Origin of the sequence: Streptomyces sp. CC228A, assembly GCF_021390935.1 — a bacterium.
Taxonomy (GTDB): Bacteria; Actinomycetota; Actinomycetes; order Streptomycetales; family Streptomycetaceae; genus Streptomyces.
Genome location: NZ_JAJPUI010000015.1, coordinates 47,957 through 74,727, shown reverse-complemented (window position 1 = coordinate 74,727; position 26,771 = coordinate 47,957). Strand labels below are relative to the sequence as shown.

The window sequence follows — 26,771 nt, the reverse complement described above, 5'->3', positions numbered from 1 at the left end:
GGGCGATGCCGCACCGCTCTTCAGGCATGTGCGCGGCAACCGGCGCCCGAGGGCCCGGAGGAGGGACTGCGGTGCGAGGGCAGGCGGGGCGGCATGGCCCCTGACCATGGCCGAGCACGCAGCAAGCAGCCGACGACCGGCCACGCAGGGTGCTGGAGTCAGTGTGGACCGCATCACCGGTGCGTGCCGCCCGCCAACCGGGGCGGCCGATGCCTTTCCGGCAGGACCCGATACGGCCGGAGGGACACGTCGAACGGAGGGTGTCGCCGCTGGCCACCACGGTGACGCCGTCCCTCCGGCGCGCACACGGGGGAGAGACGGCATCGACGTAAGCGGCCCGGGTCAAGACGGGCCGGGCGCGGCCTGCTGGGCCGGCGCGCAAGCAGGCAGCGCCCGCCCTTCTCCACCGCCCGCGCTGCCCCACTCCCCGTCGACCTCCGGCGGCGTGGGAACGACCGCGCCGACGGCCCCCGTGGTGGAGAGCCCGACGCGGACGGCCCCGGCCCGCCTGGTGCCGAAGCGGACCTCGATCGACCGCGGTGAGCGGACCCGACCGGACCGCACCATGCGGTCGAAGTCGCCACGGCGCACCCGGAGCGGGCGGCGGCCTGCTCGCGGCCGTGCGGGTGTCGGCGGGGACCGGGTGCGGCAGGTCCTCCCGCGCCCAGACCTCCACGACGTGGTCCGGGCGGTGCACCGTACCGTCCGGGGGCGCGGCCCGGATCGACCAGGAGGCCACGGCCGACGAACCGGCGCACCACGAACGCCGTCGCCTTCGCCCGCTCGCCGTATGCGGTCGGGTACGCCGGCCGTGTAGCCAGCGTCCCCAGGGCCAGGCCATATGCGGCCGATCACGGACTTCGCTGTGACGGGTCGTCGCGATGGACGTGGGGCAGGGCGATGTGACGGATGCCGACGGGGAAGGGCTGCAGTCGCTCCTGCCTGTGAGCCATGGATGGTGGGGCAGAGGGCGTATCACCGCAGGTCCTGACACACACCGGGGACATGACACTACGTCACTCAACGTGATAGAAGGTGGATCATGAGCAACGTTTTCTTCGACATCTCGATCGACGGTCAGCCATCCGGCCGCATCGTCTTCAACCTCTTCGACGAGGTCGTCCCCAAGACCGCCCGCAACTTCCGCGAGCTGGCCACCGGCCAGAACGGCTTCGGTTACGCCGGCTCCGTCTTCCACCGCGTGATCCCGGCATTCATGCTGCAGGGCGGTGACTTCACCAGGCACAACGGCACCGGCGGCAAGAGCATCTACGGCAATCGGTTCGAGGACGAGAACTTCGAACTCAAGCATGACCGCCCGTACCTGCTGTCGATGGCGAACGCGGGCCCGAACACCAACGGCTCCCAGTTCTTCATCACCACCGCCGTCACCGGGTGGCTGGACGGCAAGCACGTCGTCTTCGGAGAGGTCGTCGAGGGCCAGGACGTCGTCGACGCGATCGAGGCCCTGGGCAGCGCGTCGGGCAAGACCGAGAAGACCATCAAGATCGAACGCTCTGGCGTCGTCGAGGACTGATCCCTCGCCTGCCCGCGGCCCGCTTCCCCCTGAGGCATCCCAGGCGACGAGGACATGCCCACCCGGTCATGCGCCACGCCGGATCACGAGGGCTGCGACGGTGGCTGTACCGAGGAAGAAGAGGTAGCCGCGGTCGCCGCTCCGAGCCGCCACGGCTGTGGCCTGATTGAGCCGGGCGGCCTCTGGTCGTCCCCGGCAGGGCTGACGTCACCCTTCTTCCACTCCGGGTCGTAGGCGCAGGGCATGGTGGCGCCGCCGGTGAAGTACTCGCGCTCCGGGTACCAGGTGAAGGACATCCGCTCGTCGCCGTCGTCCCGCTGGACGAACAGGTCCCACAACCTGCCCCGCTCGCCTTCGCGGTAGGAGGTGACCTCCCAGCCCTCGTCGCGGAGGAAGCGGTGGAGGCGGCGAAGCCCGGGGACCGCCTGGCTCGTCGGCACGTGGTCGAGTGCCCAACTGTGGCTCATCGAGTAGGCGCCGTCGATGGTCTCGTCCTCGAGCCCCAGAAGGCCGCTGTCGTAGCAGGAGCTGGAACTGAGGGTGTTCCTGGTGCTGACCCCGAGTTTCTCGAGTCCGGGTTCGATGGTGCGCGTGAAGCCCATGACGGTGTATGCCTCCTGGGAACGCTGGAGAGCGCGATCCGCCATCTCCTCAGGTGCAACGCGGGGAAAGTTCTTGGACGCCCATGCGCTCCACGCGAGCATGCCGACCAGAAGGAACACGCCGACGAATGCGGCGCCGCCGCATCCCAGACCGCCCAGGGCGCGAGAGGAGGCCCTCGGCTCGGGCGCGTCGGGGTCGGTGGCGGGGCTGGGCACGGTCTGGTCGGGCATACGAGCACCCTATGAAGACGTGGCGGCACGGCGGATGAGTGCGGCGACCGGCTCGGCGTGAGTACGTGTACTCACCTTCGCCCGTCCAGTCCCGAAGGGCCAGGGTGCCGCAGACCGGCCAGCTGTTGGGCGTGCGACCGACGCGGTCGCCGCGCTCGCCGCCGGCCCGCTGGTGATGGAGCGGCCCGCCTGCGAGCGGATCGTGCATCTGCAGACCGCGGCCATGTACGAGGAAGACCTGCGGGAAGCGTTCACGCCAGTCGACGGCAAACCCCTCGCCGCTCGCGGCTCGCCTGGGTCATGGACGATCAGGAGCGCCTCTTCAAGTAGCGCGCGGGTGTTCCTGGCGACGTCACGGAGGCCCAGCTCACCATCCTCCGGCTCGCCTCCCACATGGGGGCGGCCCTGTTCCGCGTTGCTCTGGCGGCCCGGGCACCCAAGTGAAGGTAACCATCGACGGCCGCATGCTGAGCTACTCGGCCGAACGGAGCGAGGACGCCAGCGCCCACAACTGGCAGAAGGCCACCGCCTTCGCCTTGATCACCGGTGCCATGCGCGGGATGCCGGGCGACGAGATCGCCCCGGTCGCGCAGGGTGAGCCCCCGGCCCTCGAGCCCGACCCCGGACAACCGGTGCAGCGCGACCTCGAACGCGTAGCGGCCGCGGCGGAAGGAGGTGGCGCAGCCTCCGGGGACGTTGTGCCGCTCGACCAGCAGGGTACGCACCGGGCGCGTTGGAGGGTGGTGGCGGCGGTCAGGCCGGCGTTGCCAGCCCGATGACCACGGCGTCCACGTCGGTCATGCCCCGGCCGCCTCGGACGCCTCGCGCGCGATCTGGTCGAACTGGGCACCCATCGCGGTGGCGAGGGCCTGGGCGGCGGAGAGCGGCCGGACCATGACGGTGAAGTCGTCGATCTTCCCTTCCTCGTCGAAGTGGAGGAAGTCGCAGCCCTGGATCTGCCGCCCGTCGACGGCGGCGGTGAAGACGAAGGCGTGGTCGCGGCCGTCCGGGTTCGCGATCTCGCGGACGTAGGTGAAGTCCTCGAAGACCCGCATGACCCCGCGAAGGATCGCGGCGGTGATCGCCTTGCCCGGGTACGGCTTGAAAGCGACGGGGCTGGTGAAGACGACGTTCTCGGCGAGGAGCGCCTCGATGGCGGCCTCGTCTCGGTTCTCGACAGCCTGGCGGAACGGATGCACGGCCTCACCTCTAGTCAATCAGTTGATTAGGTGCGTCGGAGGTTAGGGTCGCGTCGCGTGGGTTGTCCACCCCTCATGTCGCGATGATGGTGACCTGAGATAGTCACCTTCATGACTATTCAATGATGCTATAGCCTGGTCTCATGGCATTGCGCAACGCGGTGATGGCCGCGCTCCTCGAAGGGGAAGCGTCCGGATACGACCTGGCCAAGGGCTTCGACGCCTCCGTCGCGAACTTCTGGATGGCCGCCCCTCAGCAGCTCTACCGGGAGCTCGACCGCATGGAGCGCGAGGGACTCATCGCCGCACGGGTCGTCGAGCAGGAGCGCCGACCGAACAAGCGGCTCTTCTCGCTCACCGAAGCCGGCATGGCAGCCGTGCGCGCCTACGTCGCCGAACCACCGGGCAAGCCGACGACCATCCGCGACGAGCTCATGGTCAAGGTGCAGTGCGCGGACGTCGGCGACATCGCAGCCGTACGAGCGGCGATCACCGAACGCATGGAGTGGGCCGCCGCCAAGCTCGCCAGGTACGAACGGCTCAACGAGCGCCTCCTGAGGGGGCGCACAGAGGACGAGTACTGCGCACAGGCCGAACGGATCGGCCCGTACCTGACACTGCTGCGCGGCATGGCGTTCGAGCGGGAGAACCTCCAGTGGGGCGAGACCGCGCTCCGCATACTCGAACGACGCACAACGACGGCCCGCGATCAGGAACACGCCACACCGCAGACGTGAACCCTCCGGCAGCCGCCCCCGTACCGACTGAACAGAGGCCCTCCCATGCCCGGCGCGCACATGCCCTTCTCCCGGTACGTGGCCCTCGGCGACAGTCAGACCGAAGGCGTCGGCGATGGCGATGACCTGACGGGGCTGCGCGGCTGGGCCGATCGCCTCGCGGAGTATCTGGTCCGCCACAACCCCGATCTGCTGTACGCCAACCTCGCTGTCCGTGGCCGCCTCGCCGGCCAGGTCCACGCCGAACAACTCGACGCCGCGCTCGCCCTGCGACCGGATCTGGCAACGGTGGTGGCCGGCGTCAACGACCTGCTGCGGCCCCGGTTCGACGCCGACGAGGTGGCCGCCCACCTGGAGGCGATGTTCACCGCGCTCACCGCGCAGGGGGCCCGCGTCGCCACGCTCACCTTCCCCGATGTCGCCCGCATCACCCCGCTCGCCCGGCCTGTCCGCCACCGCGTCACTGCCCTCAACCACCGCATCCGCGAGGCCGCACATCGGCACGGCGTCGTCGTCGCCGAGACCAGCCACCACGCCGTCGTCACCGACCCCCGCCTGTGGAGCACGGACCGCCTGCACGCCAGCCCTCTCGGCCACCAGCGCATCGCCGCGGCCATCGCCCACGCTCTCGCCCTGCCCGACAGCGACGACTCCTGGACCCATCCCCTGCCCGCCCTCGCCACCCCGCAGGCCGCAGGCCGGCGCACCGGCGCCGCCGAACTGCGCTGGGCCGCCGAGTTCCTCGGCCCCTGGCTCACCCGCCGCCTGCGCGGCCGATCCTCAGGCGACGGCCGCACCGCCAAGCGCCCATACCTCACATCCCCGGATGCCGCGCCGCCCACGAGACGTGACCTCGACAGGACGTAGGAACCGAACGGTCAGCACCCAGCAAGCCGACGGTCTCGGGCGTGAGCGACCTCTCCTCCAGCGGGACGGGATGGTCGGTGACGTTGATGGCCACGCTGGAAGCCCAGCGGCTCCTGGCACACACCGACCTGCCGATCGGGCAGGTCTCGGACGGGCGCGGCTCCGCTCCCCACGTTCCCCAGAGCAGCATTGGCTGCCGACGCCGACACGGTGAATCAGACCCGCCGGATGCTCGCCGAAGCCGCCCTCGCCAGAGTCCTGGAAGGCACCCGGGAGCGCACCCTCCTCGCCCGCGGCTCCCGACCGCAGCCTGCGGTGGCGGCTCCGCCGCCGCACACCCAGCAGCCCGGCACCCAGCACACACCGGGCCGAACCACAGGAGGAGTCACGTGAGCACCCCCGCGATCCCAGGAAGCCGGGAAGCGCCGCCTCGCCGCCGGGCAGTAGCGTCGGCCTCGCTCCCGCCAGAGCCGAAGACCGTACGCGGCCGGGAAGCCGGCTACCGCCTCTAATCCCCATCTAAGGGCGGCCCGAGCCAGTGCAGGAAGCTCCGGGCTGTTCGAACAGCAGGGCCGTCATGCCTGAACCCATCCGGACATGCGGTGTCTTGCGATAGGTCGGCGGATGCCCTGCATGTGGTGGCGGTCTCGTGGGCGCCGGGCGGCGGATGCCTATACCGCCTCCGACCTCGATGTCTCGGTGTAGACCGAGCACCGCTCGGCGCCTTCGTCGCCGCCACCACGTTGTTCCTTTCGAGGGATGTTTTGTGGGGAACGGCTGTTGGCGCCCGTCGGCGCTGGACGGACGCTTGACGTCCCTCCAGGCACACGATGCCTACCGAAAGACCGGCGTCGTCCAGCGTCGACGGACGTCAACACCCATTGCGAGATCACTCGTTGGTGTTGGTGGTGCGAGCCCGCCGCACGGCGACCTCTCATAAGCCCCGAGCCGTATGAGCTCCCGGCTAGACCGAGGCCCGTGGGGTGCGCTGGTGTCACGAACGGCTACTGAGGTGGCGGACCGACCTTCGTGTCGAGTCCTGGGATTAGGGAGCTGCGTGGCCCGTATGTGCTCGTGACCAGCACAAACTGCACTATGGGGAGGCATATCTTGATCTATTGCGGCATCGACTGGGCCGAGCGCACGCACGACGTTGCCTTGGTCGACGACAGCGGGCAGTTACTGGCAAAGCGGCACATCACCGATGACGCCGCAGGCTACAAAATCTTGCTGGATCTGCTCGCCGAATACGGAGACACTGTGGAGAACCCGGTCCCAGTGGCGATCGAGACCTCCCGCGGCCTGCTCGTGGCCGTGCTGCGGACCGGCAAGCGGAAGGTCTTCGCCATCAACCCGCTGGCCGCCGCCCGCTATCGCGATCGGCACTCCGTCTCCCGCAAGAAGTCTGACCCCGGAGACGCCCTGGTCCTGGCGAACATCCTGCGCCCCGACATGCACGCCCACCGACCGCTGCCCGAAGATTCCGACCTCGGTTGCGCAATCGCCGTCCTGGCCCGTGCCCAACAGGACTCGCTCTGGAACCGGCAGCAGCTTGCCAACCAGCTGCGTTCCCTCTTGCGGGAGTACTACCCGGCCGCCTTGGCGGCCTTCGAACCTTGGCGCACCGGCTTATGCCGGCCAGAGGCCCGGGAGCTCCTCAGAGCCGCCCCGACGCCGACCCGCGCGGCGAAGTTGACGCGCACGCAGCTGACGGCCGCACTCCGAAGGGCCGGCCGCAAGCGAGGCATTGAGGAGGAGGTCGGCCGCCTCCAGGACGTTCTTCGTGCCCACTGGGCCCATCAGCCACCGCTGGTCGAGGAGGCGCTGGGCAAGCAGATGCTCGCCCTCCTGGTCCAGTTGGAGGCCGCCTGCACCGCCGCCGACGACCTCGCCGAGGCGGTGGAAGAGGCCTTTCCTCAGCACCCGGATGCTGAGTGATCTTGAGCTTTCCGGGGCTCGGCATCCAGCTCGGCGCCCGGATACTGGCCGAGATTGGCGACGACCGGAAACGGTTCGCCGACGCCCGCGGCCTGAAGGCGTATGCTGGCGCCTCGCCCATCACCCGGGCCTCGGGCAAGAAGTCCAGCATCACCCGCCGGCGGATCAAGAACGACCGCTTCAATCATGCTGGCTACCTCTGGGCCTCTCCTCGATCACCGCCTCACCCGGCGCCAAAGCCCACTACCGGCACCGCCGCGACCATGGAGACTGGCACGCCGCTGCCCAGTGCAACCTCTTCAACCGCATGATCGGCCAGCTCTACCACTGCCTCCAACAAGGTCATCGATATGACGAGGCACTGGCCTTCCCGGCTCCGCCCGACGAGGTGGGCACAGCGGCCGCCTGACCAGAGGCCGCATCTCGTCGGCAGCAGTCAGGCATTCCTAGCGGGGCAGGCGGCTCAACACAGCACGAAACCTCTCCTGCCCTGCCGTGACGCTCGCGTCCCACAGGCCTGAGGCGTCACTGCGCAGCGAGAGGCGCTGGAGCCGTTGTTCCTCGGCGAGGAAGCCAGCACCTGCCACGTTCTGGTCGAGCATTCCCATCGCGGTGAGCGCCGCGTGGCCGCAGGACACCGCGTCGTCAGCGTTTCCCGAGCCGTGGGCCAGGAGGGCATAGCGCAGGCAGAGGGCAGCGAAGAAGGCGTAGGTGTCGGCGACATCGGTGATCCCCTCCTCGTTCGGCTGAAGCTCTGGAAACCGCTCCAGCTGGCGCACGCCCTCGGCGGCGTTGGCGAGCGCCCGGTCGGCATGCCAGAGATCGCGTACGGACTCCGCATAGAAGGCCAGATCGGCTTCCCGCCCCGGCGCGTCCGCCCGTAGGCCCACGAACAGTGGCGCCATGCGTTCGGCGCAGGCGGCGGCATACAGGCGGATCGCCTCGTCACCCCCGTCACGAAGTGCCTTCGTGACGGCCCCTTCCACCAGCGTCTCCATGCCCCACCCTCATCCCGTTCGAACAGATCGACAGGCTACACAGCGGACTGAGGACCGCCGCTTGACGAGTTAGGCGCCTGAGGTGTCTTCTACACCGCCCGGTGGTCCCTGGCCGACCTCCCCGCCCGCCGCCGGCCTTCGATCCCCGCGCCCGAGTCGGACCGGCAACCCCCGGCCGACCCCCGGCGAGCCGGCTGCGCCCCGGCCTGGGGTCAGGACGCGGGGGAGTGGGAGATCCCCCGCACCCCGCTCCACTACGAGCGCGCCGTCCTCGCCGGCGTGGTGGTCCGGGAGAAGCTGCGCACCGCCACCGCCACGGCTGTGCCGGTGAGCTCCCGTCATAGCGGTCCATGCCGACAGCCTGCAGGGAGAGCGGCCGCAGTGCGCGGACCACCAGGACGGCAGGTTCGCGGCGAGCCGATCGCTGTACGCCGTTGGCGGAAAGAGCGCGGGGGTGTCGTCCAGCATGGCTGCCTCTGCGCGGCGCAGGAAGTCGACCGTCTCGTCCTCTCCCTGTTCTCGGCCCCCGGCACAGGCGCCGTACCGGCACGGCTGTGCGCTGGGACGGCCGTGAGCCGCTCGGACTCGGTACCGCGATCAGCATGATGACGACCGAGCACGGAGCCCCGGCCGCCGGCGGCAGCGTCCTCGCCCGGTTCAACCGACATCCCCGCCGCGGCCGCGCCCGAGCTCGCCGGGCACATCCAAGCCTTGACGTTCGAGGCGGACACCGGCCGCCTGAACGTCGTCCCCGACGCGCCCGCGTACGGTACGAGACTGCCCTGGACCACGCCGCGGATCGTCTCGGCCATCAACGAGAAAGTCCCCGGCGCGCACGTCCGCTCGGTGCACGTCCGGCCGCCCTTGTCCGGCGCCATGCAGCCCCACTGCCAGCGGCCGCCGTGCCGGGAACCGCCGACTGCGGCTGCCGGGCCCGTGAAAACCCGGGAGACGGTCTCAGCCGGCTACCGCAGGGCCTTGGCCACGCACCAGGCGGCCCGGCAGACGCAGGTCCAGGACGACCCGGCCCCGCCGCGGAGCGGACGATCCGCACCGGCCGCGCTCACGGCCCGGCCCGGGCCCGGGGCCCGAGGGATGGAGCGGCGCGGGGCACTGCGGCGTGATCTCTGCGCCTGAGACTGGGCCAGACTGGGGCGGCATGCTGGGATGAAGGAGGACGTCGGTGGTCGAGCAGACGCCGTACAGGGCCGGGCCGCCTCGCACCATGCCAAGCTGGCCGCCCGGCGGCACCGGGCCCGCACTGCCCGCACAGGGTGGCGGCCTCAGCCGCAGCCGCGAAGCCCGCGCCCTGTCTCCTTTCCCCTCGCCAACCAGATGCCGATGGCGGCGAGATGGAGTCCGGCGAAGTAGGTGATGGCGGGCTTGTCATAACGGGTGACGAGGCCGCGCCGCTGCTTGAGCTCCGTGTGGGTCTTGGTGGTCGGTACGCCGCGAGACCCGGTCGAGGACGTGGCCGTCCGGCGCACCGCCCGGGGCCCTTTCGTCCTGAACGACTGTCGGCATGGCCCACCGGCCCCAGCGGAGCATGTGCGTCCGCGTCGCCGCGGTGTGCCGCAGTGCCGACGAACGGGCCACCGCAGGCACCCGGAACGGTGGCCCGCCGTCCTGCAGACGGCCACGGCCGTTTGCGGCGCCACCGGCGCCGGTCCGATGGGCGCCCGCGGGCCGTGTCCTGCGGGTCAGACGGCCCCTTGCCCTGGGGCGTGCTCGTGATCAGCAGGCACTGCCTCGATCAGGTAGAAGGGGGCCGCCTCCAGCAGTGGGGTCACCGACACGACGGACAGTCCCGCGCGGTGGCACACCTCTTCGAAGTCCTTGCGGGTACGTTCCCTCCCACCCAGGTTCACCAGCATGTTGAGGTCGCTGAGGTAAGTGATCCCGCCGTCTGCGGCGTGCGCAGCGGCGCCGGTACCTACGACTTCGGGAAGCACCGGCTCCACGATCAGGATGTGGCCGCCGGGCGGTAGTACCTCGCGGCAGTGGCCGAGGATCCTGACCGCTTGATCGTCCGACCAGTCGTGCAGAACGCTCTTGATCAGGTACAGGTCCGAGCCGCCGGGCACCGAGCGGAAGAAGTCGCCTGCGGCCAGGGAGCAGCGGTCCGCCACCCCGTGCCGGTCAAGGGTCTTCGGTGCCTGGGCCAGGCCGTCCTTGGTGTCGTGGAGGATGCCGGTGAGAGCCGGGTGCGCGGCGAGTATGGCAGCCAGTATGCTTCCGTCGCCGTCGCCGCCGCCGACGTCGGTGACCGAGGTGAAGCGGCCGAAGTCGTAGGCGTGCGGCAGCACGGCGGCCGTCTCCTCGGAGGCCTGGCTCATCGCCGCGTTGAAGTCGGCGGACAGCTCGGGGTGTCGGCCGAGATGGCTGAAGAAGTCGGTGCCGAAGACGGCGTCGAACGCGATGCCGCCGGTGCGGACGCTGCTGTCCAGGCCGTCCCAGGCCCGCACGATCGCCGGGTCGGTGAACATCCGGACGAACGAGACGAGCGAGTCGGGGCGGCTGGAACCGAGAAGGGCGCCGGCGGCAGTCACTGAGAACGTGTCGGGTTCGTGCTCCTCCATCAGGCCCAGGCCGGCGAGGGCGCGCAACAGCCTCGTCATGGGTTGGTGCTCGGCTCCTGCACCGGCGGCTACCTCGCTGGCCGGCCGCCGGCAGTCGCCGATCAGGTCGAAGACTCCGAGCCGCACTGCGGCGCGCAAGGTCTGCGAGGCCATGCTGCCGAAGGCGAGCTGGACGATCAGACCTCGGTCGGCCATGGCCTCTTGGGTAGCAGCTGTGTCCATGGTGCTCACGGATGACTTCCTTCCTCGTCGGGATGGGTGGCTGTGGTGTTCGGGGTGCGGGTCAGAGGCCGGCCAGGGCAGCGGGCGTGCACCCGGCGAAGGCGAGGACGTCGCGGTGGAGGTGGGACTGGTCGGCGTATCCGTGCGCCAGGGCGATGTCCGCGGCGTTGCCGCCCGCGCGCAGGGCCTGGGCGGCCCGGTCGAAGCGGACGAGCATGGCGGCGCGCTTGGGTGTGAGGCCGATCTGGGCATTGAACCGGGACCACAGCCGCTTGCGGCTCCACCCGCAGGACGCGGCGAGGTCGTCGACCCGTACCCGGCCCCCGCGCGCCACGATGGTGTCCCACACACCGGCGACCTCGGGTGTCAATGACCGGGCCCGGGCGGCCCGGCGGGTGAGGAACTCGCTGACCAGCGTGAAACGTTCCTGCCACGCGGTGGCGGCGGCCACCCGCTCGCGGAGCTGCCGTTCCTGCCGCCCCCACAGGTCTTCCAGGCCGACGACCGCCCCCTCCAGTTCGTGCGGCGGCACACCCAGCAGCGCGTAAGCGGTGCCGGGCGACAGGCACATCTCCATGCACTCGACGTCCCGGCCGCGGATCCACGTGGGGCCGGGCGACAACGACGCGACCAGGCTGGGATGAGGGTTCGAGCTCGTCGAGGGTCGTTGCGCGGTGCCGCCTTCAACCGTGAACGGGTCGTTCCCCAGGCCGATGACGATGACCACGGCAGGCTGGGGCAGCACCCGCAGGTCCAGTGCCTGGCCGACGCGATCCCGGAAGCCGGCCATCCGGACACCGGGAACGGCAGGCGCGCCGCCGGGCCGCACTACTTCCCACCCGCTGTCGGCTGCATGGTCGCCGTCGGAACCATGGCCCACGGCCACGGCTCCGGCCTCGGCATCCGCTTCGTCGCTGTGCATGCCCCCACCCTGTCGGACCGGGGCCGCCTCGTCTTGGAAAAAAGTTCCAGGGCCGATGCGCGGAGCCCCGAGCGGCCACCAGGGAGTTGTCTTCGGATCGTCTGAGCGTTGGTTGATGGTGTGATATTGGCGGACGCCCAGTGGGCGGGGATCGAGCCGGTGCTGCCGGACCGGACTCCGAAGCGGGGAGGGCGGTGGCGGGATCACCGGCAGGTGACCGACGCGATCGCGTTCAAGTACCGCACCGGTACGCCCTGGATGGACCTGCCTGAGCACTTCAGGTCGTGGAAAGGCCTTCACGTGGATCCTTCCGCCTTCTCCTGATGGTGTTCCGGCACCGAAGCGAGGCGTTCCGGGGTCGGGACGACAGCGCGACAATCAGGTGGCCCGGGGCCGCGGGGAAGGTGCTCACGGCCCCGGCCGGGAGGTCAGCGGCCGGGGCCGGCGTCGCCCCCCAATCAGGACGAAAGCGTGGTCTCCCAGGGCAATGCGGTGGCTGATTCTGGCCCCGTGGCGTGCGCCGGAGTTGTCGGAGGCATCGGGTTCGCCGGCTCCTACGACGCTCTTCGCGGCCTGGCCGAGGACCGCGGTTCGGTCACTACTCCTACGTACTCCCGCTCGGGATCGACGCCGGAATCATCGCGATGTACGGGCTCGACCTCGCACTCGTGTGGCTGCGCATGCCCAAGCCGCTGCTGCGACTCATCGCGCATCCGCTCACCCTCGCGACGATCCTCTTCAACATCAACGCGGGGGAGAAGCCGCCGACCGAGGACCCGCTCGCCGCCGCGGTGCACGGCGTCCTGCCCGTCCTCTTCGTAGCGGTCATCGAGGCCGCCCGCCACCTCATCATCCACACCAACAGGCTGTCCCTGACCGCCGAGTCGGACAAGGTCCCCCTCCACCGGTGGCTGCTCGCCCCCTGGTCGGCCTGGCGCCTGTACCGACGAATGGCGCCTCTACGAGAGCCGAGCCGGACCGGATCGACCAGGCGGCCATCCGCGAGGAGCAGCGGATCCTGGAGGCCGAAGCACGGGACGCCGCCGCGAAGGTACGGCGCATGGAGATCAGCGCAGGCCTCGCGACTGCGGAGAGCCGGATCACGGCCGAGACGCTCGCAGCCGAGGCCCAGGCCCGGGTCGCCGAAGCGACCAGCGAAGCCGAAGCGGACGCGGCCGCGCACCAGGCCCGGCTCGCGGCGGAAGCCGCCCGCAAAGGAGGCGGAACCAGAACTCCAGGCGACGGAACGGTGCGCGCAGGCCGCGCAACGCGCTGCCGAGCGGGAGGAGACAGCGCAGAAGACCGCTGCCGAGGCGGAAGCCGAAGCCCGTACCGCGGCGGCACGCCGTCAGGCGGAGGAGGACCGGCGCGCAGCCGCCACTGCGCAGGCGGAAGCCGACCGCCGATCCGCGGAATCCGAACGAGCAAAGGCGGAAGTAGCCCGACGCATCGCGGAACAGCGTCAGGCCGCCGCCCGCACCGCTCCAGCCGAGCGGGCGACAGCCGGGACCACTGCGGCCGCCGCCGTTGCCCGGGAAGCCGCCGTCCGCGCCGAGCTCGCCGCCCAGGAAGCAGAGGACGAGGCCCGGCTCAGCACCCGCTAGCGCGGCGAACGACGCGTCGCCCGCATGATCCTCACAGCCCACGCCGAAATCCCGGCCGACCAGCGCCCCGACCACCCGGACATGTATGCGGTCTCCCTCGACGAGATCGCCACCCAGCTCAACATCTCGAAGTCAGCAGCCGGCGACCGCCGCCAAGCCGCCGACGAACTCATCCGTTCCGGCTACCGCGGCTGACCCGCCCGAGACACCGTCAGCGGCTATAGGACGAGCGGCCCGAGTCCTCGCCCGGCTGCCCCGAAGCCTTGCCTCCCGCAGCCGGGGGAGCCGGCCACGACGGCGGCTGCTGGATCACCGGACGCACCCGGGGGGGCGCATCAGCGCCCGTAGCGCCCGCTGAAGGTCACTGATGTGCTCCGCTCGAGCGTCGAGCTGCGCCCGCAAATGGAGCGCCTCGCTCTCCGCGAGCGCCTGGCCGTGCCGGGCCTCAGCGAGCTCCAGGGCGTGCTGATGCCGCACCCTCTCGAACTCGGCGCGTAGCTCGGCGACCGATCCGTCCACCAGACCACCCAGATCGTCTCCGGATGACGTCGGCCCCTGGTTCGATGATGCATCGGGCGGGCCGGGGGCGTTCAGGGTGAAGCCGGCGGCGAGGAGTGCCTCGACCGGGATCAGCCAGCCCCGCTCCGGATCCTCCACCGACCCCGGCAACAGCCCGGCCTCGCGGCGCCGGCGGATCGTGGAACGGCTCACCCCACACGCGGCGGCGGCCTCACGCTGGTTCAGCTTCGGACGAGTCGTGCTCATCCCCCCATCATCCCGCCAACCCTCAGCTTCGTGAACGCCGCCCTGGCCCACGCTCGGAGGGAAGGGGCCCATTCGGGTGCTTCGAAGACGCCGGGCGCGCCGGACGCTCTTCATCAGCGAGCTCGCGGACTGATCGGGTCCCCGCGGCTTGGTCGAAACGGCAGCGCTGAAGTTCCCGCCGGAGCCTGGAGAGGTGGTCCGGCGTTTCCCGCGGAAACACCGGACTGTCAGCGCGGTGCCGACTATCGGGTGGCGATGCCCTTGCAACTGGACCGAGTCCGCGCTGCTTGCCGCGCGCTGCGGCACCAAGCCGGATGAGGTCCTGAGGTTCGCCCTGGAGCACCCTTCCGTGGACCTGCCGGTGAACGGCCCTCTGGTTGTGAGCGCTCTGGAGGACCGGGCGGCCACCATTCCCAGCTAGAAGGCCGATGAAGATCTTGTTGGGGGGCTGTCCGGCCGTAGGCCGGGCGGCCCTTTGGTCTATGTGGTGGTGGGGGTGAGGGTCCAGGTGGTGCCGGTGTGGGTGAGTCCGAGGTTGATGAGGCGGCGGAGGTTGAGGGCGGCTGCCCGGTTGTGGAGCCAGGTGTTGTTCTTGAGGACGCCTCGGTAGGGGACGCGGCGGTTGCCTTTGGCGACGAGCCAGGCGATGGCGCGTTCGACGGGTGGTCGCCAGCGGCGGTACTCGTCCTGCCATTCCTGGCTGGTGGCGGCCTGGTCCCGGGCGGTTTTGAGGAGGTCGTACTGGGGATGGACGCTGAAGACGCGTCCGGTCTTGGACCTGGTGCAGCGTTCGCGCAAAGGGCAATCGAGGCAGAGTTTTTTGAACTGGGCCTGGCGGTTGCCGCCCGAGAGGGGGCGGCCGAGGGCTTTGGTGTGGCCGGCCGGGCAGGTGACGTGGCCGGCCTGGGTGTCGACGTGGAAGTCGTCGGTCGTGAAGCCGCCGGGGATGGCCTGCCGCAGGGGCGGGGGCTTGATCACGAGGGTGTGGCCGTCGGCTTCGAGGGCTTCGCGGAGTTCGCCGGTTCCGTAGGCGGTGTCACCGAGGACGGTCAGGTCCTGGTCCTCGTCGGCGAGGAGGTCTTGGGCGACGGCGGCCTCGTGGTTGCCGGCTCCGCTGCCGGCGGTGAGAGCGACCTCGGTGAACAGTCCCGCCTCGGGCTCGAACGCGGCATGCGCACGGAAGCCCTCCTGGTGGCGGGTCCGGTTCTTGTGGATGTGCCGGGCCTCGGGATCAACCGTGGAAACCACGCGGTCGGGTGCGGTCCCCCGGGTGATGCGCCAGCGTCCGTCACGGCCGTCGGACTCCTGGGCCGGTTCGACGTCCTGGCCTGCGACCAGGGCCAGCAGGCCGGCCGCGTTCGCGGCCTTCTCGCCGAGTTCCTGTTCGGGCAGGTGGCCCAGCAGCCGCAGTGCGTCACCGACGAGGGCGTCCACCAGGTCCGCCCTGGCCTGCCGGTCGTTCCAGGCGATCCTCGGTTTGCCAGGGTCGCTGTAGTCGTGGGCGGTGCACTGCACGGCCGCGGCAGGTCCGGCGCCGGGGACCTCACGGATCACCGCCCGCACGGCGGAGATCAGCTGGGTGACGGTGTCCTGGGTGGCCACCGCGTCATCGAGGACGGTGGAGTCCAGTGCCCGCCGGTGCTTTCCCTTCAGCACGCCGGTGGCCTTCACGACCTCGCGCACCGCCTCGAAGACCCGGTTCGGGCAAGCCGAGCGGGCCAGACGACGGCGGAAGTAGGCCAGCAGCGAAGGATCGAACGCCATATCGTGCAAGCCGAGCCCGCACGCGGCCTTCCACCGCAGGTCACAGCGTAATTCCTGGACCGTCTCGAAGTCCGACATCCCATGCAGGGCCTGCAGCGTGATCGCCGCGGCCAGGACCTGCGGAGGCATCGACGGACGGCCGTTCGCCGACGGATACATGTCCTCGAACATCACCGCGGGAAACAGCTGCCCACGATGCTCGGCCAGGAACGCGAAGACACTCCCAGCCGGGATCAACTCCCGGCAGGTCTCCCACACATCCGGCCCGATCGTCTCCCCAACCCACTCCCCTTGCACCACAAGACGAGTCTGGCCCCGCCGCTGACGCGGCGAGGCCAGAACCCAACATTTTCAGCAGTCTTCTAGATGAATGAGTCCGATGTTCGTGCTGGTCGCGACCATGGCGAAGGGCGCCCGTTGGTCAGTGTGTGAAGACAAACCTGGACGCCCTTCTGGCGGCACTGTACGTGTTCATCGACGACCATGTGGCGCCTTGTCGCCGGATCGGGCGACCCCCGAAACTGACGGACGCCGAACTGCTGTGCCTGGCGGTCGCCCAGGTCCTGCTCGGTTCTCCCTCGGCCCGGCACTGGATCCGCTTCGCCCACGCCCGCCTCGGCCACCTGTTCCGCTACCTGCCCCAGCAGTCCGCCTACAACAAGCGCCTCAACGCCGCAGGCCCCTGATCAGCCGCGTGATCGAGGCACTGGCCCGGCAGGTGCCGACCTGGAACGACGACCTGCGGCTGATCGACTCCACCCCGCTGCCCTGCGCGGCCTCCCGCGAGACCGTCAAACGCTCCGACCTGGCCGGACACTGCGGGTACGGCTACTGCCGCAGCCACTCCCGCTTCTTCTGGGGCTTCCGCCTCTACCTGGTCACCACCGCCGAAGGCATGCCCGTCACCTGGTGCCTGGCCAACCCCAAGATCGGCGAACGGGAGGTGATGGCCGCGCTACTCGAACGCGACCACCACCTCGTCCGCCAAGGACAGGTGATCCTCGCCGACAAGGGCTTCGCCGGGAAGGAGTTCGAAGCGTTCTGCTCCGAGCGGCTCGGGGTTCATCTGGTGCGGCCGGACCGCGAGGACGAACCGGCCCGGCACGGAAAGATCGCCCGGGTCCGGCAGTGGATCGAAGCCGTCATCGACACCCTCAAGGGCCAGCTCAGCCTCGAACAGCACGGCGGCAGAACCCCAGCCGGAGTCTTCGCCCGCACCGGCCAACGACTCCTCGCCCTCGCCGCCGGCATCTGGCACAACTGGGCCACCAACGCCCCCGTCAAGCGATCACTGATCGCCTACGACCACTGAAGACATCGGACTCATTCATCTAGAAGGCCGATGAAGATCTTGTTGGGGGGGCTGTCCGGCCGTAGGCCGGGCGGCCCTTTGGTCTATGTGGTGGTGGGGGTGAGGGTCCAGGTGGTGCCGGTGTGGGTGAGTCCGAGGTTGATGAGGCGGCGGAGGTTGAGGGCGGCTGCCCGGTTGTGGAGCCAGGTGTTGTTCTTGAGGACGCCTCGGTAGGGGACGCGGCGGTTGCCTTTGGCGACGAGCCAGGCGATGGCGCGTTCGACGGGTGGTCGCCAGCGGCGGTACTCGTCCTGCCATTCCTGGCTGGTGGCGGCCTGGTCCCGGGCGGTTTTGAGGAGGTCGTACTGGGGATGGACGCTGAAGACGCGTCCGGTCTTGGACCTGGTGCAGCGTTCGCGCAAAGGGCAATCGAGGCAGAGTTTTTTTGAACTGGGCCTGGCGGTTGCCGCCCGAGAGGGGGCGGCCGAGGGCTTTGGTGTGGCCGGCCGGGCAGGTGACGTGGCCGGCCTGGGTGTCGACGTGGAAGTCGTCGGTCGTGAAGCCGCCGGGGATGGCCTGCCGCAGGGGCGGGGGCTTGATCACGAGGGTGTGGCCGTCGGCTTCGAGGGCTTCGCGGAGTTCGCCGGTTCCGTAGGCGGTGTCACCGAGGACGGTCAGGTCCTGGTCCTCGTCGGCGAGGAGGTCTTGGGCGACGGCGGCCTCGTGGTTGCCGGCTCCGCTGCCGGCGGTGAGAGCGACCTCGGTGAACAGTCCCGCCTCGGGCTCGAACGCGGCATGCGCACGGAAGCCCTCCTGGTGGCGGGTCCGGTTCTTGTGGATGTGCCGGGCCTCGGGATCAACCGTGGAAACCACGCGGTCGGGTGCGGTCCCCCGGGTGATGCGCCAGCGTCCGTCACGGCCGTCGGACTCCTGGGCCGGTTCGACGTCCTGGCCTGCGACCAGGGCCAGCAGGCCGGCCGCGTTCGCGGCCTTCTCGCCGAGTTCCTGTTCGGGCAGGTGGCCCAGCAGCCGCAGTGCGTCACCGACGAGGGCGTCCACCAGGTCCGCCCTGGCCTGCCGGTCGTTCCAGGCGATCCTCGGTTTGCCAGGGTCGCTGTAGTCGTGGGCGGTGCACTGCACGGCCGCGGCAGGTCCGGCGCCGGGGACCTCACGGATCACCGCCCGCACGGCGGAGATCAGCTGGGTGACGGTGTCCTGGGTGGCCACCGCGTCATCGAGGACGGTGGAGTCCAGTGCCCGCCGGTGCTTTCCCTTCAGCACGCCGGTGGCCTTCACGACCTCGCGCACCGCCTCGAAGACCCGGTTCGGGCAAGCCGAGCGGGCCAGACGACGGCGGAAGTAGGCCAGCAGCGAAGGATCGAACGCCATATCGTGCAAGCCGAGCCCGCACGCGGCCTTCCACCGCAGGTCACAGCGTAATTCCTGGACCGTCTCGAAGTCCGACATCCCATGCAGGGCCTGCAGCGTGATCGCCGCGGCCAGGACCTGCGGAGGCATCGACGGACGGCCGTTCGCCGACGGATACATGTCCTCGAACATCACCGCGGGAAACAGCTGCCCACGATGCTCGGCCAGGAACGCGAAGACACTCCCAGCCGGGATCAACTCCCGGCAGGTCTCCCACACATCCGGCCCGATCGTCTCCCCAACCCACTCCCCTTGCACCACAAGACGAGTCTGGCCCCGCCGCTGACGCGGCGAGGCCAGAACCCAACATTTTCAGCAGTCTTCTAGTGTCTCGTGATCCTGTTCATGTCAGTTCGAGTTGTTATTGACGAGTTTCTTCACGTTGGTCGCGACGAGTTTGACCTTCGCAAGGACCTCGCCGGCAGTCGCGGTCCAGGTGAACGGCTTCGCCGTCGCGTTCCAGGAGCTGATGTAGTCACGGATCTGCTTGATCAGGACGTTGACGCTGGAGAACGTGCCGCGGCGGATGGACTGCCGGGTCAGGATTCCGAACCAGATCTCGATCTGGTTCAGCCACGAGGAGCCGACGGGGGTGAAATGGAAGTGGATGTGCGGGTTCTTGGCCAGCCACTCCCTGACCTCCGGAGTGGTGTGCGTGGAGAGGTTGTCCAGGACGACATGGATGTCCTTCCCGGCGTGCGGCTTCACCGCCTTCTTCAAGAAGGCCAGGAAGTCCTTGCCGTTCCGGGTCGGCTTGCACTCGCCAAGTACTTCGCCGGTGGTCACGTTCAGGGCAGCGAACAGATTTGTGGTGCCGTGCCGGACGTAGTCGGCGGTGCGCTTCTCGCTCGCCGCGAAGGCGACCGGCAGCACCGGCTGGGTCCGGTCCAGGGCCTGGATCTGCGTCTTCTCATCGATCGAGAGGACCACCGCGCCGCCCGGCGGGGCCAGATACAAGCCGATCACATCGGCCACTTTCGCCGCGAACGCGGGGTCTTTCGAAAGCTTGAAGGTGCCGGAGCGGTGCGGCTTCAGGTTCTCCTCCCGCCAGATCCGCGCGATGTAGTGCCAGGACACGGTGATGTTCTCGGTCCGCCTCAGGTACTTCGCCAACTCGCGCGTGGACCAGTGCGAAAGGCCGGTGCCGTCCGGCGGCGTCATGCGCGTCAGCGCGATCACGCGGGCCCGCACCCGCGCCGGCACTTGTTCCCGGGCTCCGCCGGGCCGGTCGCCTTCCAGCCCAGCCAGTCCGAGCTCGACATAACGCCGCTTCCAGCGGTCCACCGTCGGCAGGGATACGCCAAGCAGTTCAGCGATGTCCTTGCGGCGACGGCCTTCGCTCGACCACAGCACGATCCGGCCCCGCGTCGCTATGTCGGCGGGCACGTCCGGGCTATTTACCAACTCCCGCAACACGGCGGCCTGTTCTACAGAGAGCTCCACACCAAGCGACCCTGCCACACAGGATCAAGTAACGCCAACGGAATCACGAGACACTAGGCGGGGCCTCCCCCCTCAGTGCGTGGAGAGGGCCCGTCAGCCATGCCGACGGACCCTCTACAGCGGATCAATGTCCTAGATCATTGCTTCGACCCTGCCGAGTTACGCCGGTTGTAGACGCGTTTCACCGCGTCGGCGAGGAACGTCAGTGCCCCCGCGCCAAAGACCAGCGCCATCAGGTTGTCCCCTTGGGCCACGAAGATCGAGGCCAGGGAGCCGAGGACGGCGACCATGCCGACTTCGACGATGAGCACGATCAGTACCTTCCTCTAATGCATCCACGGGACCAAATCGTCGGTGGCGCAGGCAGCCACTGCCAGCCGTTCCAACGAACGAGTCCCGTGACGATCGTCGTGCATCTGCCGCGTGCGGCAGCGTAACCAGCAACGGTCGCGAAGTACCAGGAGTAGGCACGTGCTGCGTTGACCACGTGCTTCCAGTAGCCAGGTACGTAATCCTTGACGACGCCGAGTATGCCGCCAGCCGCTCCCGCGGCGAAGGCCATCCGGCGGGTCTCACGCTTGTTGAGGTTGATCCGCACCCAGTAGGTGGACGACCACCACGGACGCCACCATGAGACGGTGAACTGACCTGTCAGGTCGTACTGGTTGATCGGGTCGGCGGGGTAGCCGTAGGCGTTGGCGTTGCCCCCGTAGATGGGGTCCATGGAGAGGAAGCGGCCCGTGGCGGGGTTGTAGAGGCGCACGCCCATGAGGGTGAGGCCTGTAAGAGTCTCGCTGGAGCGTTGCTTGGCGCCGAGCCAGTCATAGCGGGACGCGGCTTGACCCACGCGAGGGTTGCCGTACTCGTCGCTGTCCAAGGCGACAGGGGCCTTGGAGACGTCCAGCGGGAGTTGGAGGGCCACATCGCCATGGACAGCCGTGAGCTGCAGAACGGTGCCCCCGGTCTTGCCGGTGACGGCCCCGAGGTCCCCAGAGCTCGATGCTACGTTTCGGGCGATCGCACCGGTTGTGGTGTCCTCGACGATCCAGCGTGGGTTGTCACCGTCGCTGTCGTAGTGGTTGATCTTGGACTGCTGTTGCGTCCAGGAAGTGCCACTGCCCGTCTCCACCTTCCAGGACCGGAAGCGGTGGGCGGCATCAAGCTGCCAGGTCTGGCGCTGGCCGTTCGCAGTCTGCTGGTAGGCGAGACCGTTGGCGTAATAGCCAATCGTGCCGTTACCTGGGGCCGCCGTAGTGCGGCCAAAACCGTCGTAGACGTAGCCAGCGTCGACGAGGCGGTCGGCGCTGTCATAGGCATGGCTCGTAGTTGTGCCTCCGGTCGCGGGGCAGTCGGCGCCCGGCATCCCTGTGGCCGCGGTGAGGGACTTGCGGTTGGCGCGGCTGTCGAAGACGTAGGTCCGTCGCGTGCAGACCGTGTCGGTGGTGTCTTCGACGGTGGTGAGGCGTCCAGTGGCGTCGTAGCCGTAAGTCTGGTCGGACCATCCGGCGTGGGCCGTGGTCTGGCCATGGACGGACTGGGTGACGGTGTCGGAGTAGACGGTCGTCCCGTCGCTGTCTCGTGTGTATGTGCGCTTCAGCGGGCTGCCGGTGGTGTCCTCTATCTGCGTGAGGGTGTACCCACCAGGAAGCTTCTCCGAGGTGACTGAGCCGTCGGCATCGTAGGTGGCTTGGAAGGCACCCGCGATGGAGTCGGTGGTCTTGGTGGCCAGGCCTCGCGGCTCGAGCGTGTGGTCGTAGGTGTAGGTGACTGTCGACGGGACTGTGTCGCTGACCTTGACTGGACGGTCCAGCAGGTCATATTCGGTGGTGGTGACGCCACCGTCGGCGTCGGTGTAGGACATCTGACGCCCGAGCTTGTCATACGCCTTGGTGATCGTTCCGCCCGTGGGCGAGACGGTCTTGACGGTGCGACCCGTGACGGGGTCGTACTCGGTTGTCGCCTCTGGTACTGCCTGGCCGAGGCCGCCCGTGACAGTCATCTTGGTGGTGCGGCCAGCGCTGTCCTGGGTGGACGTGATCGTGCGGGTAACGCCGTTCGCGCTCTCGGATACCTTGGCCGCGCTGCCCCACCAGCTGTACTCGGTCGTGGTAGTCGGCAGCTGCGCCGGGTTTGATCCGCCGCCGGTAATGGTGCCGGCGGGGCCGGTGGAGCACACCAGGTCAGCCCACTCCGGGCGCCCCTGGCAGGCACCTGTACCTGTTGCCGACCAGTAGGTTGTCAGCCTGGTTGCGGCATCCGTGCCGGTGGCGCCGGGCAGTTGCTGCTTGACGATGCGCCCCTGTGCGTCATACTCGGTGATGGTCGTGATCGCCAGGCCTCCCGGGTCTTGGATGGTCCGGGTAGGCAGGCCCTTCGCCCAGTCGTAGACCGTCTGAGTCTCCCTGGCCTCACCCTGGACGCCGGGGTACTCGCGCACCTCAGCGCCTGTGGTGACCTTGGTGATCTGGTCCTTCGTCTTGGCAGTGCCGTCGGTCGGACGAGCTGCGTCGTACTCGTTGACCGTCCATCTGCGAGCGGTGACCGAGGTGCCAGCAGCGACCAGTGTTGTCGTGCCGGACTTCAGATCCGCAGTGAGATCGACGCGGCGGAGCGGTCCGAACTCTTCCAGCTCTCGGGAACCCGCGGCGTTGTACACCGAGGTGCTGGACAGCAGGTTCGCACGTTCAGCGGTGGGAAGTTGCGCAATGCCCAGTTCGGCCTGGAGGGCGCGGTCAGCCGCGCTTAGCCCCAGGGCCACGGACCGGTTCGCGGCCGACAGCCCGCGGACGGTGTTGCCGAAGCGATCATACTCCGTGGTGGAGATGTACCCGCCCGGAGTAGCCGTGTTCACCGAACGCCCAGAGACACCCATGTACGTGACGGTGGCGCGCGCGTACGAGGCGGCGGTCAGCCCCGTGCCGTCATGCGACGCAGGAACCGAGTCGGCAGGGAATACGGCGGTTGCGTCGGTCGGGGAGTCCAGTTGGCCCCACGCCTTCACATCCGCCGAACCCATCTTGTAGGGGGCGTTCGTTCCGGTCAACGGAACGTCGTAGACAATCGAGGTGGACGCGGTACCGGACTCGATGTCCTTGCTGCCTTGCTGCAGACCGGATCGCGATGCCTTCAGAAGCATGCCGTCACCCGCGGTGGCGGCATTGCCCGCCTTGCCATAGGTGAATGTCCAGGGAATTTCACCGGCCGGGGTGAGGCCTGTGACCCGGCCCGCTGTGTCGTAGCCGTACTCGGTCTTCAGCGCGGGGCTGATCTGCGGATTCCACGCCTGGCGCAGCCGGCCGGCTGCGTCGTAGACGTACGTCTGCACGGCCTTGGATGTGGCCGAAGCCGCGCCGGGCTCCGTGGACCACAGGCGGATCTCCTTCACCTGACCGGCGAAGTCACCGAAGACGAGGTCTGTGGCCGTGGTTGAGGTGGCGTAGACGAACTCCAGCGCCCGGCAGCCCTTGGTCGATGGAGTCGCGGTGCACGTTGAGGCGCTCGTGGCGGAGGTCGGGGCGATCATCCGCTTGGGGCGGGCCAGCTTCTTGCTGTCCACGGTCACGATCTCGGAGACCACCGTGGTCGTGGTGTTCGCCAGACCGTTCAGGAGCGTGGAGGAAACCTGCCAAGTGGTGGCGGTCGCGTCCGGCTTGGTGAACGAGGTGACCGTTCCCTTGGTGTCCGAGAGCGTGAACGAGCTGGTCACACTGCCCGTGAGGGTCAGAGACTCAGACCCCACCTCGGGAATCCAGGCCGTCTTGGCCGCGTTCGCTGTGAAGTGCGTCTCGTTGTCCTCGGAGTCGACGACGGCGACGGCAGTGTCGGAGATCCGGCGGATGTGAGAGTAGTCGGACGCGGTGGCCTCGGCGACCACGCCGGAGACCCACTCCTTACCGAAGATCGGTACCTGGCCCTCTTGCTTGTCCCCGCTATCGGGGGTGCGGGAGGAGGCAGTGCGGGAGAGTGACATGCCGAACGCCGAAGCGTCGTCGGCGGACAGCGTGTAGTCGCCAGTGAGCAAGTTCAGCGAACCCGGGCCGACCTGCTCGGACGTGGCACTGGTCGCGTTGCGGTCGACAACGGCGGAGAGAGGCTGGGTGGCACCTGTGCCACCGGGGCCGGTGAAGTCGGCCTTGATCTGGACGGTGCCGTCGGGGTTGACGGTGTCTGTGGTGTTCCAGACCAGGGGAGCGTTCTTGCCCCCCGTCATCGAGACTGGCCAAGCAGTCAATGGCGTCCCGTCGGAGGTTACGTGACCTGCGGGGATCTGCACCCATGGGTCAGCTTCGGAACGCCTCCAGGAGAAGGACACCTTGTCGTACTTGGCGCTGTCGGCCTCGGCCGCCAGTGGCAGACGGCGTGCGGTGCGTTCGCCCTCGCTGGGCTGGACGAATCCGCCGGGGCCGGCGTGGAAGGTGTACTCGATCGCCTCGGACTTGTTGTCCGCCTTGTCGACCGACCGCACCTGCAAGGTATGGGTACCGTCCTTGGGCGGGGTGACCGTGATGGCCTTGGCACCGCTCGCGCCGCTGGTGGTCACCTTGGTCCAGGTCACGCCGTCCAGGGACCACTCCAGCCACTGGTGGTCCGCAGCGGGCGGGGTCACATTGAACGTGCCTGCCTGGCCGGCTCCCTTGACCCATGCGGTCGACGGGTAGTCCGTCGATGTGATCCCCGTCGGGGCGGACGGGGCGGAGGTGTCGACCGTGAAGGTCTTCCACTCCGACCAGCCCAGGTTGTAATGCGTGCCGTCGTAAGGGCTGGTGCGGAACTTGTACGTCTTGCCGTTGGTCAGCACTCCCGCCGGGACGGTCACGGAAGCGACCTGCCCGGAGTTCACCCACGGCGATACCAGAACGTTGCCGACCTGGGTATTGGAGGCCGAGTCGAAGATCTGGAAAGTGCCGTTGACCTTGTCACCGTTCGCGTCGACGAAGGTGTCGCGCAGCGTCGGTGTCACGCTGTTCACCACATAGGCACCGCCGTAGGAGAAGTACGGCGCACCGGCTTCCTGCTTCGTGCCGGTCCTCGGGCGGTAGTTGTACGTGACCGTCAGCTTGGGCACGTTGGAGGCGGCGTTAGCGGAGTTGACCCGCTTCCACTGCAGCGACGTGGTCTCGGAAGAGGCACGCAGGCCCATACCGGAGTAGGACCACTTTTCGTTCGCCCAGTGCTGCACCAGGTTGGTGACGTCCGCGTTGATCCACCCGTCCGCGGTACACGACGGATTGCCCTTGGTCTCAGTGGAGGTGGCCATCTTGGTCACCATCGCCGGCTGGTTTGTCCACCGCGAGGTAGTGGAGGCGTTGTTCGCCGTCCATACCTCCCAAGGCTCGGCCGTACACCCGGCGGTGCTGCTGTAGTTGGCCGAGTGGAAGTTCCACAGCGACAGCTTCGCGCTGGAGACCAGGGCGTCCGCGACCGGTGCCGTGTTCCAGGTGATGAACGAGCGCGCGATACGGTAGGTGCCGTCCGCGTTCTTCGTACCCGGGTTGCCGAGGTCGAGTTCGGTGTCGGCCGACCAGTCGACCGTCTCACCCTGCTGCACGTAGGTGTCGAACAGATTACCCAGCGACGACGTCGACGGGTCGACCGTGACCGGATACTTCGTGGCCGGGTCGGCCAGGAACGCCGCGTCGGGCGTGATGACCAGGTCCACGCCGCCCTTGGTTTGGACGACCTTCATGCCGACCTTGCCCCGACGGGTGTGCTCACCAGAGGCTTTGTCGACGGTGGCGTCCCACATCACCGGGGCCGGCATAACAGCGCTCTTCTTGGACTTCTTGTCGGTGAACAGAACACTGCCGTCGGCCTGCTGGGTGACCTTCAAACCCTTGGTCTTCAGCGGCAGTGTGTACGAGAACCCGGCCGCGGGCTTGGCCTTCACCTCGACGAACTGCTCGAACCCGGTACGCGTCGCCTCCACCACCACGTCCGCGGCAGGCACGGCTTCGGCATACGTGGCGCGCGTGCCGTCCAGCTTCGGGGCTGGCAGACCACCACGCCACTGCAGTGTGATCTGCTCGTCCCCCGCGCCCAACGTCACCAGGTCGGTGGCCGGTGTCGCCTGAGCCGCCTTCAGCGACGTGGCCTTGGTACCGGTCCTGCCCGCCAGCTTCAGCCCGCGCGGGTGGGCCTTCGAGACCACGGATCCGTCTGGTGCGGCAGCGAGTTCGACGTCGACGTCACGCCAGCGACCGGTGGCTGGGTCCTGGAAACGGGTCGGTCCGGCAGTCAGCTCCGTGGTGAGCGAGCCATCCTTGTTTACCCAGGTCGTCGAGGTATCCGTCCGCTCCGACAGCGCCTCTACCCGCTTGCCCGACAACCGTGCCGCCACACGCGCTGACGGAATGTCAGCTGCCTGAGTGACCGCTCCCTTCTTCGGCGCAGCGGACACCTGCCGCGACTCCGCCATGGCCGAGCTCGTGCCATCCAGTAGAGTGACGGCCAACGCCAGGGAAAGACTGCTCGCTATGTAGCGGTAACCCCTTCTGAGCCGGGTTCGCCTATGCCCTCTTAAGGAGGGTATGTGAGTCATTCGGATTCCTTAGATCTCTGTGGGCATTCACATCTGAACCACTTATGCGGCGCCGATGTGAACGTATCGACGACGAAAAGGGCACCAACTGGTACAGATAGCCACA

The 26,771-nt window shown here is 68.7% G+C and carries 18 protein-coding genes and 3 pseudogenes; 10 read left to right on the top strand and 11 right to left on the bottom strand.

What is annotated here, in order from left to right; translation table 11 throughout:
• The first annotated feature begins 1,042 nt into the window (after positions 1-1,042).
• A complete protein-coding gene (locus tag L6E17_RS29165) occupies positions 1,043-1,537 on the top strand; it encodes a peptidylprolyl isomerase (protein ID WP_236243634.1) in 495 nt (164 codons plus the stop codon).
• A gap of 83 nt (positions 1,538-1,620) precedes the next feature.
• On the opposite strand, the gene L6E17_RS29160 is transcribed toward L6E17_RS29165, so the two are convergent.
• Positions 1,621-2,370, bottom strand: a complete 750-nt coding sequence (locus L6E17_RS29160; RefSeq protein WP_236243633.1) for a hypothetical protein — start codon at positions 2,368-2,370, stop codon at positions 1,621-1,623.
• A gap of 440 nt (positions 2,371-2,810) precedes the next feature.
• On the opposite strand from L6E17_RS29160, the gene L6E17_RS29155 reads away from it, so the two are divergent.
• Entirely contained in the window at positions 2,811-3,149 is a 339-nt protein-coding gene (locus tag L6E17_RS29155) for a hypothetical protein (protein ID WP_236243632.1), read from the top strand.
• A gap of 18 nt (positions 3,150-3,167) precedes the next feature.
• Here L6E17_RS29155 and L6E17_RS29150 read toward each other — a convergent pair whose 3' ends face one another.
• Positions 3,168-3,569, bottom strand: a complete 402-nt coding sequence (locus L6E17_RS29150) for a nuclear transport factor 2 family protein (RefSeq protein ID WP_236243631.1) — start codon at positions 3,567-3,569, stop codon at positions 3,168-3,170.
• A gap of 143 nt (positions 3,570-3,712) precedes the next feature.
• Here L6E17_RS29150 and L6E17_RS29145 point away from each other — a divergent pair, with 143 nt between their 5' ends.
• From L6E17_RS29145 to L6E17_RS29130, 4 genes and pseudogenes are all read left to right on the top strand, one after another.
• A complete protein-coding gene (locus L6E17_RS29145; RefSeq protein WP_236243630.1) occupies positions 3,713-4,306 on the top strand; it encodes a PadR family transcriptional regulator in 594 nt (197 codons plus the stop codon).
• Between the two features lie 45 nt (positions 4,307-4,351).
• Positions 4,352-5,173, top strand: a complete 822-nt coding sequence (locus L6E17_RS29140) for an SGNH/GDSL hydrolase family protein (RefSeq protein ID WP_236243629.1) — start codon at positions 4,352-4,354, stop codon at positions 5,171-5,173.
• Positions 5,174-5,383: 210 nt separating this feature from the next.
• Positions 5,384-5,566 (top strand): hypothetical protein, encoded by a 183-nt coding sequence (locus L6E17_RS29135; protein WP_236243628.1) that lies wholly within the window; start codon positions 5,384-5,386, stop codon positions 5,564-5,566.
• Positions 5,567-6,268: 702 nt separating this feature from the next.
• Positions 6,269-7,520, top strand: a pseudogene (locus L6E17_RS29130) (IS110 family transposase).
• A gap of 37 nt (positions 7,521-7,557) precedes the next feature.
• Here L6E17_RS29130 and L6E17_RS29125 read toward each other — a convergent pair.
• The 3 genes from L6E17_RS29125 to L6E17_RS29115 all read right to left on the bottom strand — a co-directional run bounded on the left by L6E17_RS29125 (position 7,558) and on the right by L6E17_RS29115 (position 11,832).
• Positions 7,558-8,109, bottom strand: a complete 552-nt coding sequence (locus L6E17_RS29125) for a hypothetical protein (protein WP_236243627.1) — start codon at positions 8,107-8,109, stop codon at positions 7,558-7,560.
• Positions 8,110-9,809: 1,700 nt separating this feature from the next.
• Positions 9,810-10,883: an acetylserotonin O-methyltransferase gene (locus tag L6E17_RS29120; protein ID WP_236243626.1), complete on the bottom strand. Its 1,074-nt coding sequence runs from the start codon at positions 10,881-10,883 to the stop codon at positions 9,810-9,812.
• Positions 10,884-10,971: 88 nt separating this feature from the next.
• Positions 10,972-11,832: an AraC family transcriptional regulator gene (locus L6E17_RS29115; protein WP_236243625.1), complete on the bottom strand. Its 861-nt coding sequence runs from the start codon at positions 11,830-11,832 to the stop codon at positions 10,972-10,974.
• Positions 11,833-11,952: 120 nt separating this feature from the next.
• Here L6E17_RS29115 and L6E17_RS31755 point away from each other — a divergent pair, with 120 nt between their 5' ends.
• The 3 genes from L6E17_RS31755 to L6E17_RS29105 all read left to right on the top strand — a co-directional run bounded on the left by L6E17_RS31755 (position 11,953) and on the right by L6E17_RS29105 (position 13,631).
• Entirely contained in the window at positions 11,953-12,156 is a 204-nt protein-coding gene (locus tag L6E17_RS31755) for a transposase (RefSeq protein ID WP_374109181.1), read from the top strand.
• 191 nt (positions 12,157-12,347) lie between these two features.
• Positions 12,348-13,436, top strand: coding sequence for a DUF2637 domain-containing protein (locus L6E17_RS29110; protein WP_308315949.1), 1,089 nt, complete (start codon positions 12,348-12,350; stop codon positions 13,434-13,436).
• 24 nt (positions 13,437-13,460) lie between these two features.
• Positions 13,461-13,631, top strand: a complete 171-nt coding sequence (locus L6E17_RS29105; protein ID WP_236243623.1) for a hypothetical protein — start codon at positions 13,461-13,463, stop codon at positions 13,629-13,631.
• 114 nt (positions 13,632-13,745) lie between these two features.
• Here the strand turns inward: L6E17_RS29105 and L6E17_RS29100 are convergent, their stop codons facing one another.
• Both L6E17_RS29100 and L6E17_RS29095 read right to left on the bottom strand, forming a co-directional pair.
• A complete protein-coding gene (locus tag L6E17_RS29100) occupies positions 13,746-14,201 on the bottom strand; it encodes an AlpA family transcriptional regulator (RefSeq protein ID WP_236243622.1) in 456 nt (151 codons plus the stop codon).
• Between the two features lie 480 nt (positions 14,202-14,681).
• Positions 14,682-16,262 (bottom strand): IS1182 family transposase, encoded by a 1,581-nt coding sequence (locus L6E17_RS29095; RefSeq protein WP_236239647.1) that lies wholly within the window; start codon positions 16,260-16,262, stop codon positions 14,682-14,684.
• 131 nt (positions 16,263-16,393) lie between these two features.
• Between L6E17_RS29095 and L6E17_RS29090 the strand changes: the two are divergent.
• Positions 16,394-17,277: pseudogene (locus tag L6E17_RS29090) on the top strand (IS982 family transposase).
• Positions 17,278-17,360: 83 nt separating this feature from the next.
• Here L6E17_RS29090 and L6E17_RS29085 read toward each other — a convergent pair.
• The 4 genes and pseudogenes from L6E17_RS29085 to L6E17_RS29070 all read right to left on the bottom strand — a co-directional run bounded on the left by L6E17_RS29085 (position 17,361) and on the right by L6E17_RS29070 (position 26,542).
• Positions 17,361-18,942 (bottom strand): annotated as a pseudogene (locus tag L6E17_RS29085) (IS1182 family transposase).
• Between the two features lie 90 nt (positions 18,943-19,032).
• A complete protein-coding gene (locus L6E17_RS29080) occupies positions 19,033-20,127 on the bottom strand; it encodes an IS630 family transposase (RefSeq protein ID WP_236239806.1) in 1,095 nt (364 codons plus the stop codon).
• Positions 20,128-20,264: 137 nt separating this feature from the next.
• Positions 20,265-20,438, bottom strand: coding sequence for a hypothetical protein (locus L6E17_RS29075; protein ID WP_236243621.1), 174 nt, complete (start codon positions 20,436-20,438; stop codon positions 20,265-20,267).
• Positions 20,439-20,440: 2 nt separating this feature from the next.
• On the bottom strand, positions 20,441-26,542 hold the full coding sequence (locus L6E17_RS29070; protein WP_236243620.1) for a DNRLRE domain-containing protein: 6,102 nt from the start codon (positions 26,540-26,542) through the stop codon (positions 20,441-20,443).
• Between the last annotated feature and the right edge of the window lie 229 nt (positions 26,543-26,771).

Bases quoted from the DNA above. Each gene is read 5' to 3' on its own strand.
- L6E17_RS29145 (WP_236243630.1), top strand. From the start codon at position 3,713: ATGGCATTGCGCAACGCGGTGATGGCCGCGCTCCTCGAAGGGGAAGCG.
- L6E17_RS29070 (WP_236243620.1), bottom strand. From the start codon at position 26,542: ATGGCGGAGTCGCGGCAGGTGTCCGCTGCGCCGAAGAAGGGAGCGGTC.
- L6E17_RS29120 (WP_236243626.1), bottom strand. From the start codon at position 10,883: ATGGCCGACCGAGGTCTGATCGTCCAGCTCGCCTTCGGCAGCATGGCC.
- L6E17_RS29140 (WP_236243629.1), top strand. From the start codon at position 4,352: ATGCCCGGCGCGCACATGCCCTTCTCCCGGTACGTGGCCCTCGGCGAC.
- L6E17_RS29165 (WP_236243634.1), top strand. From the start codon at position 1,043: ATGAGCAACGTTTTCTTCGACATCTCGATCGACGGTCAGCCATCCGGC.
- L6E17_RS29105 (WP_236243623.1), top strand. From the start codon at position 13,461: ATGATCCTCACAGCCCACGCCGAAATCCCGGCCGACCAGCGCCCCGAC.
- L6E17_RS29100 (WP_236243622.1), bottom strand. From the start codon at position 14,201: ATGAGCACGACTCGTCCGAAGCTGAACCAGCGTGAGGCCGCCGCCGCG.
- L6E17_RS29160 (WP_236243633.1), bottom strand. From the start codon at position 2,370: ATGCCCGACCAGACCGTGCCCAGCCCCGCCACCGACCCCGACGCGCCC.
- L6E17_RS29125 (WP_236243627.1), bottom strand. From the start codon at position 8,109: ATGGAGACGCTGGTGGAAGGGGCCGTCACGAAGGCACTTCGTGACGGG.
- L6E17_RS29115 (WP_236243625.1), bottom strand. From the start codon at position 11,832: ATGCACAGCGACGAAGCGGATGCCGAGGCCGGAGCCGTGGCCGTGGGC.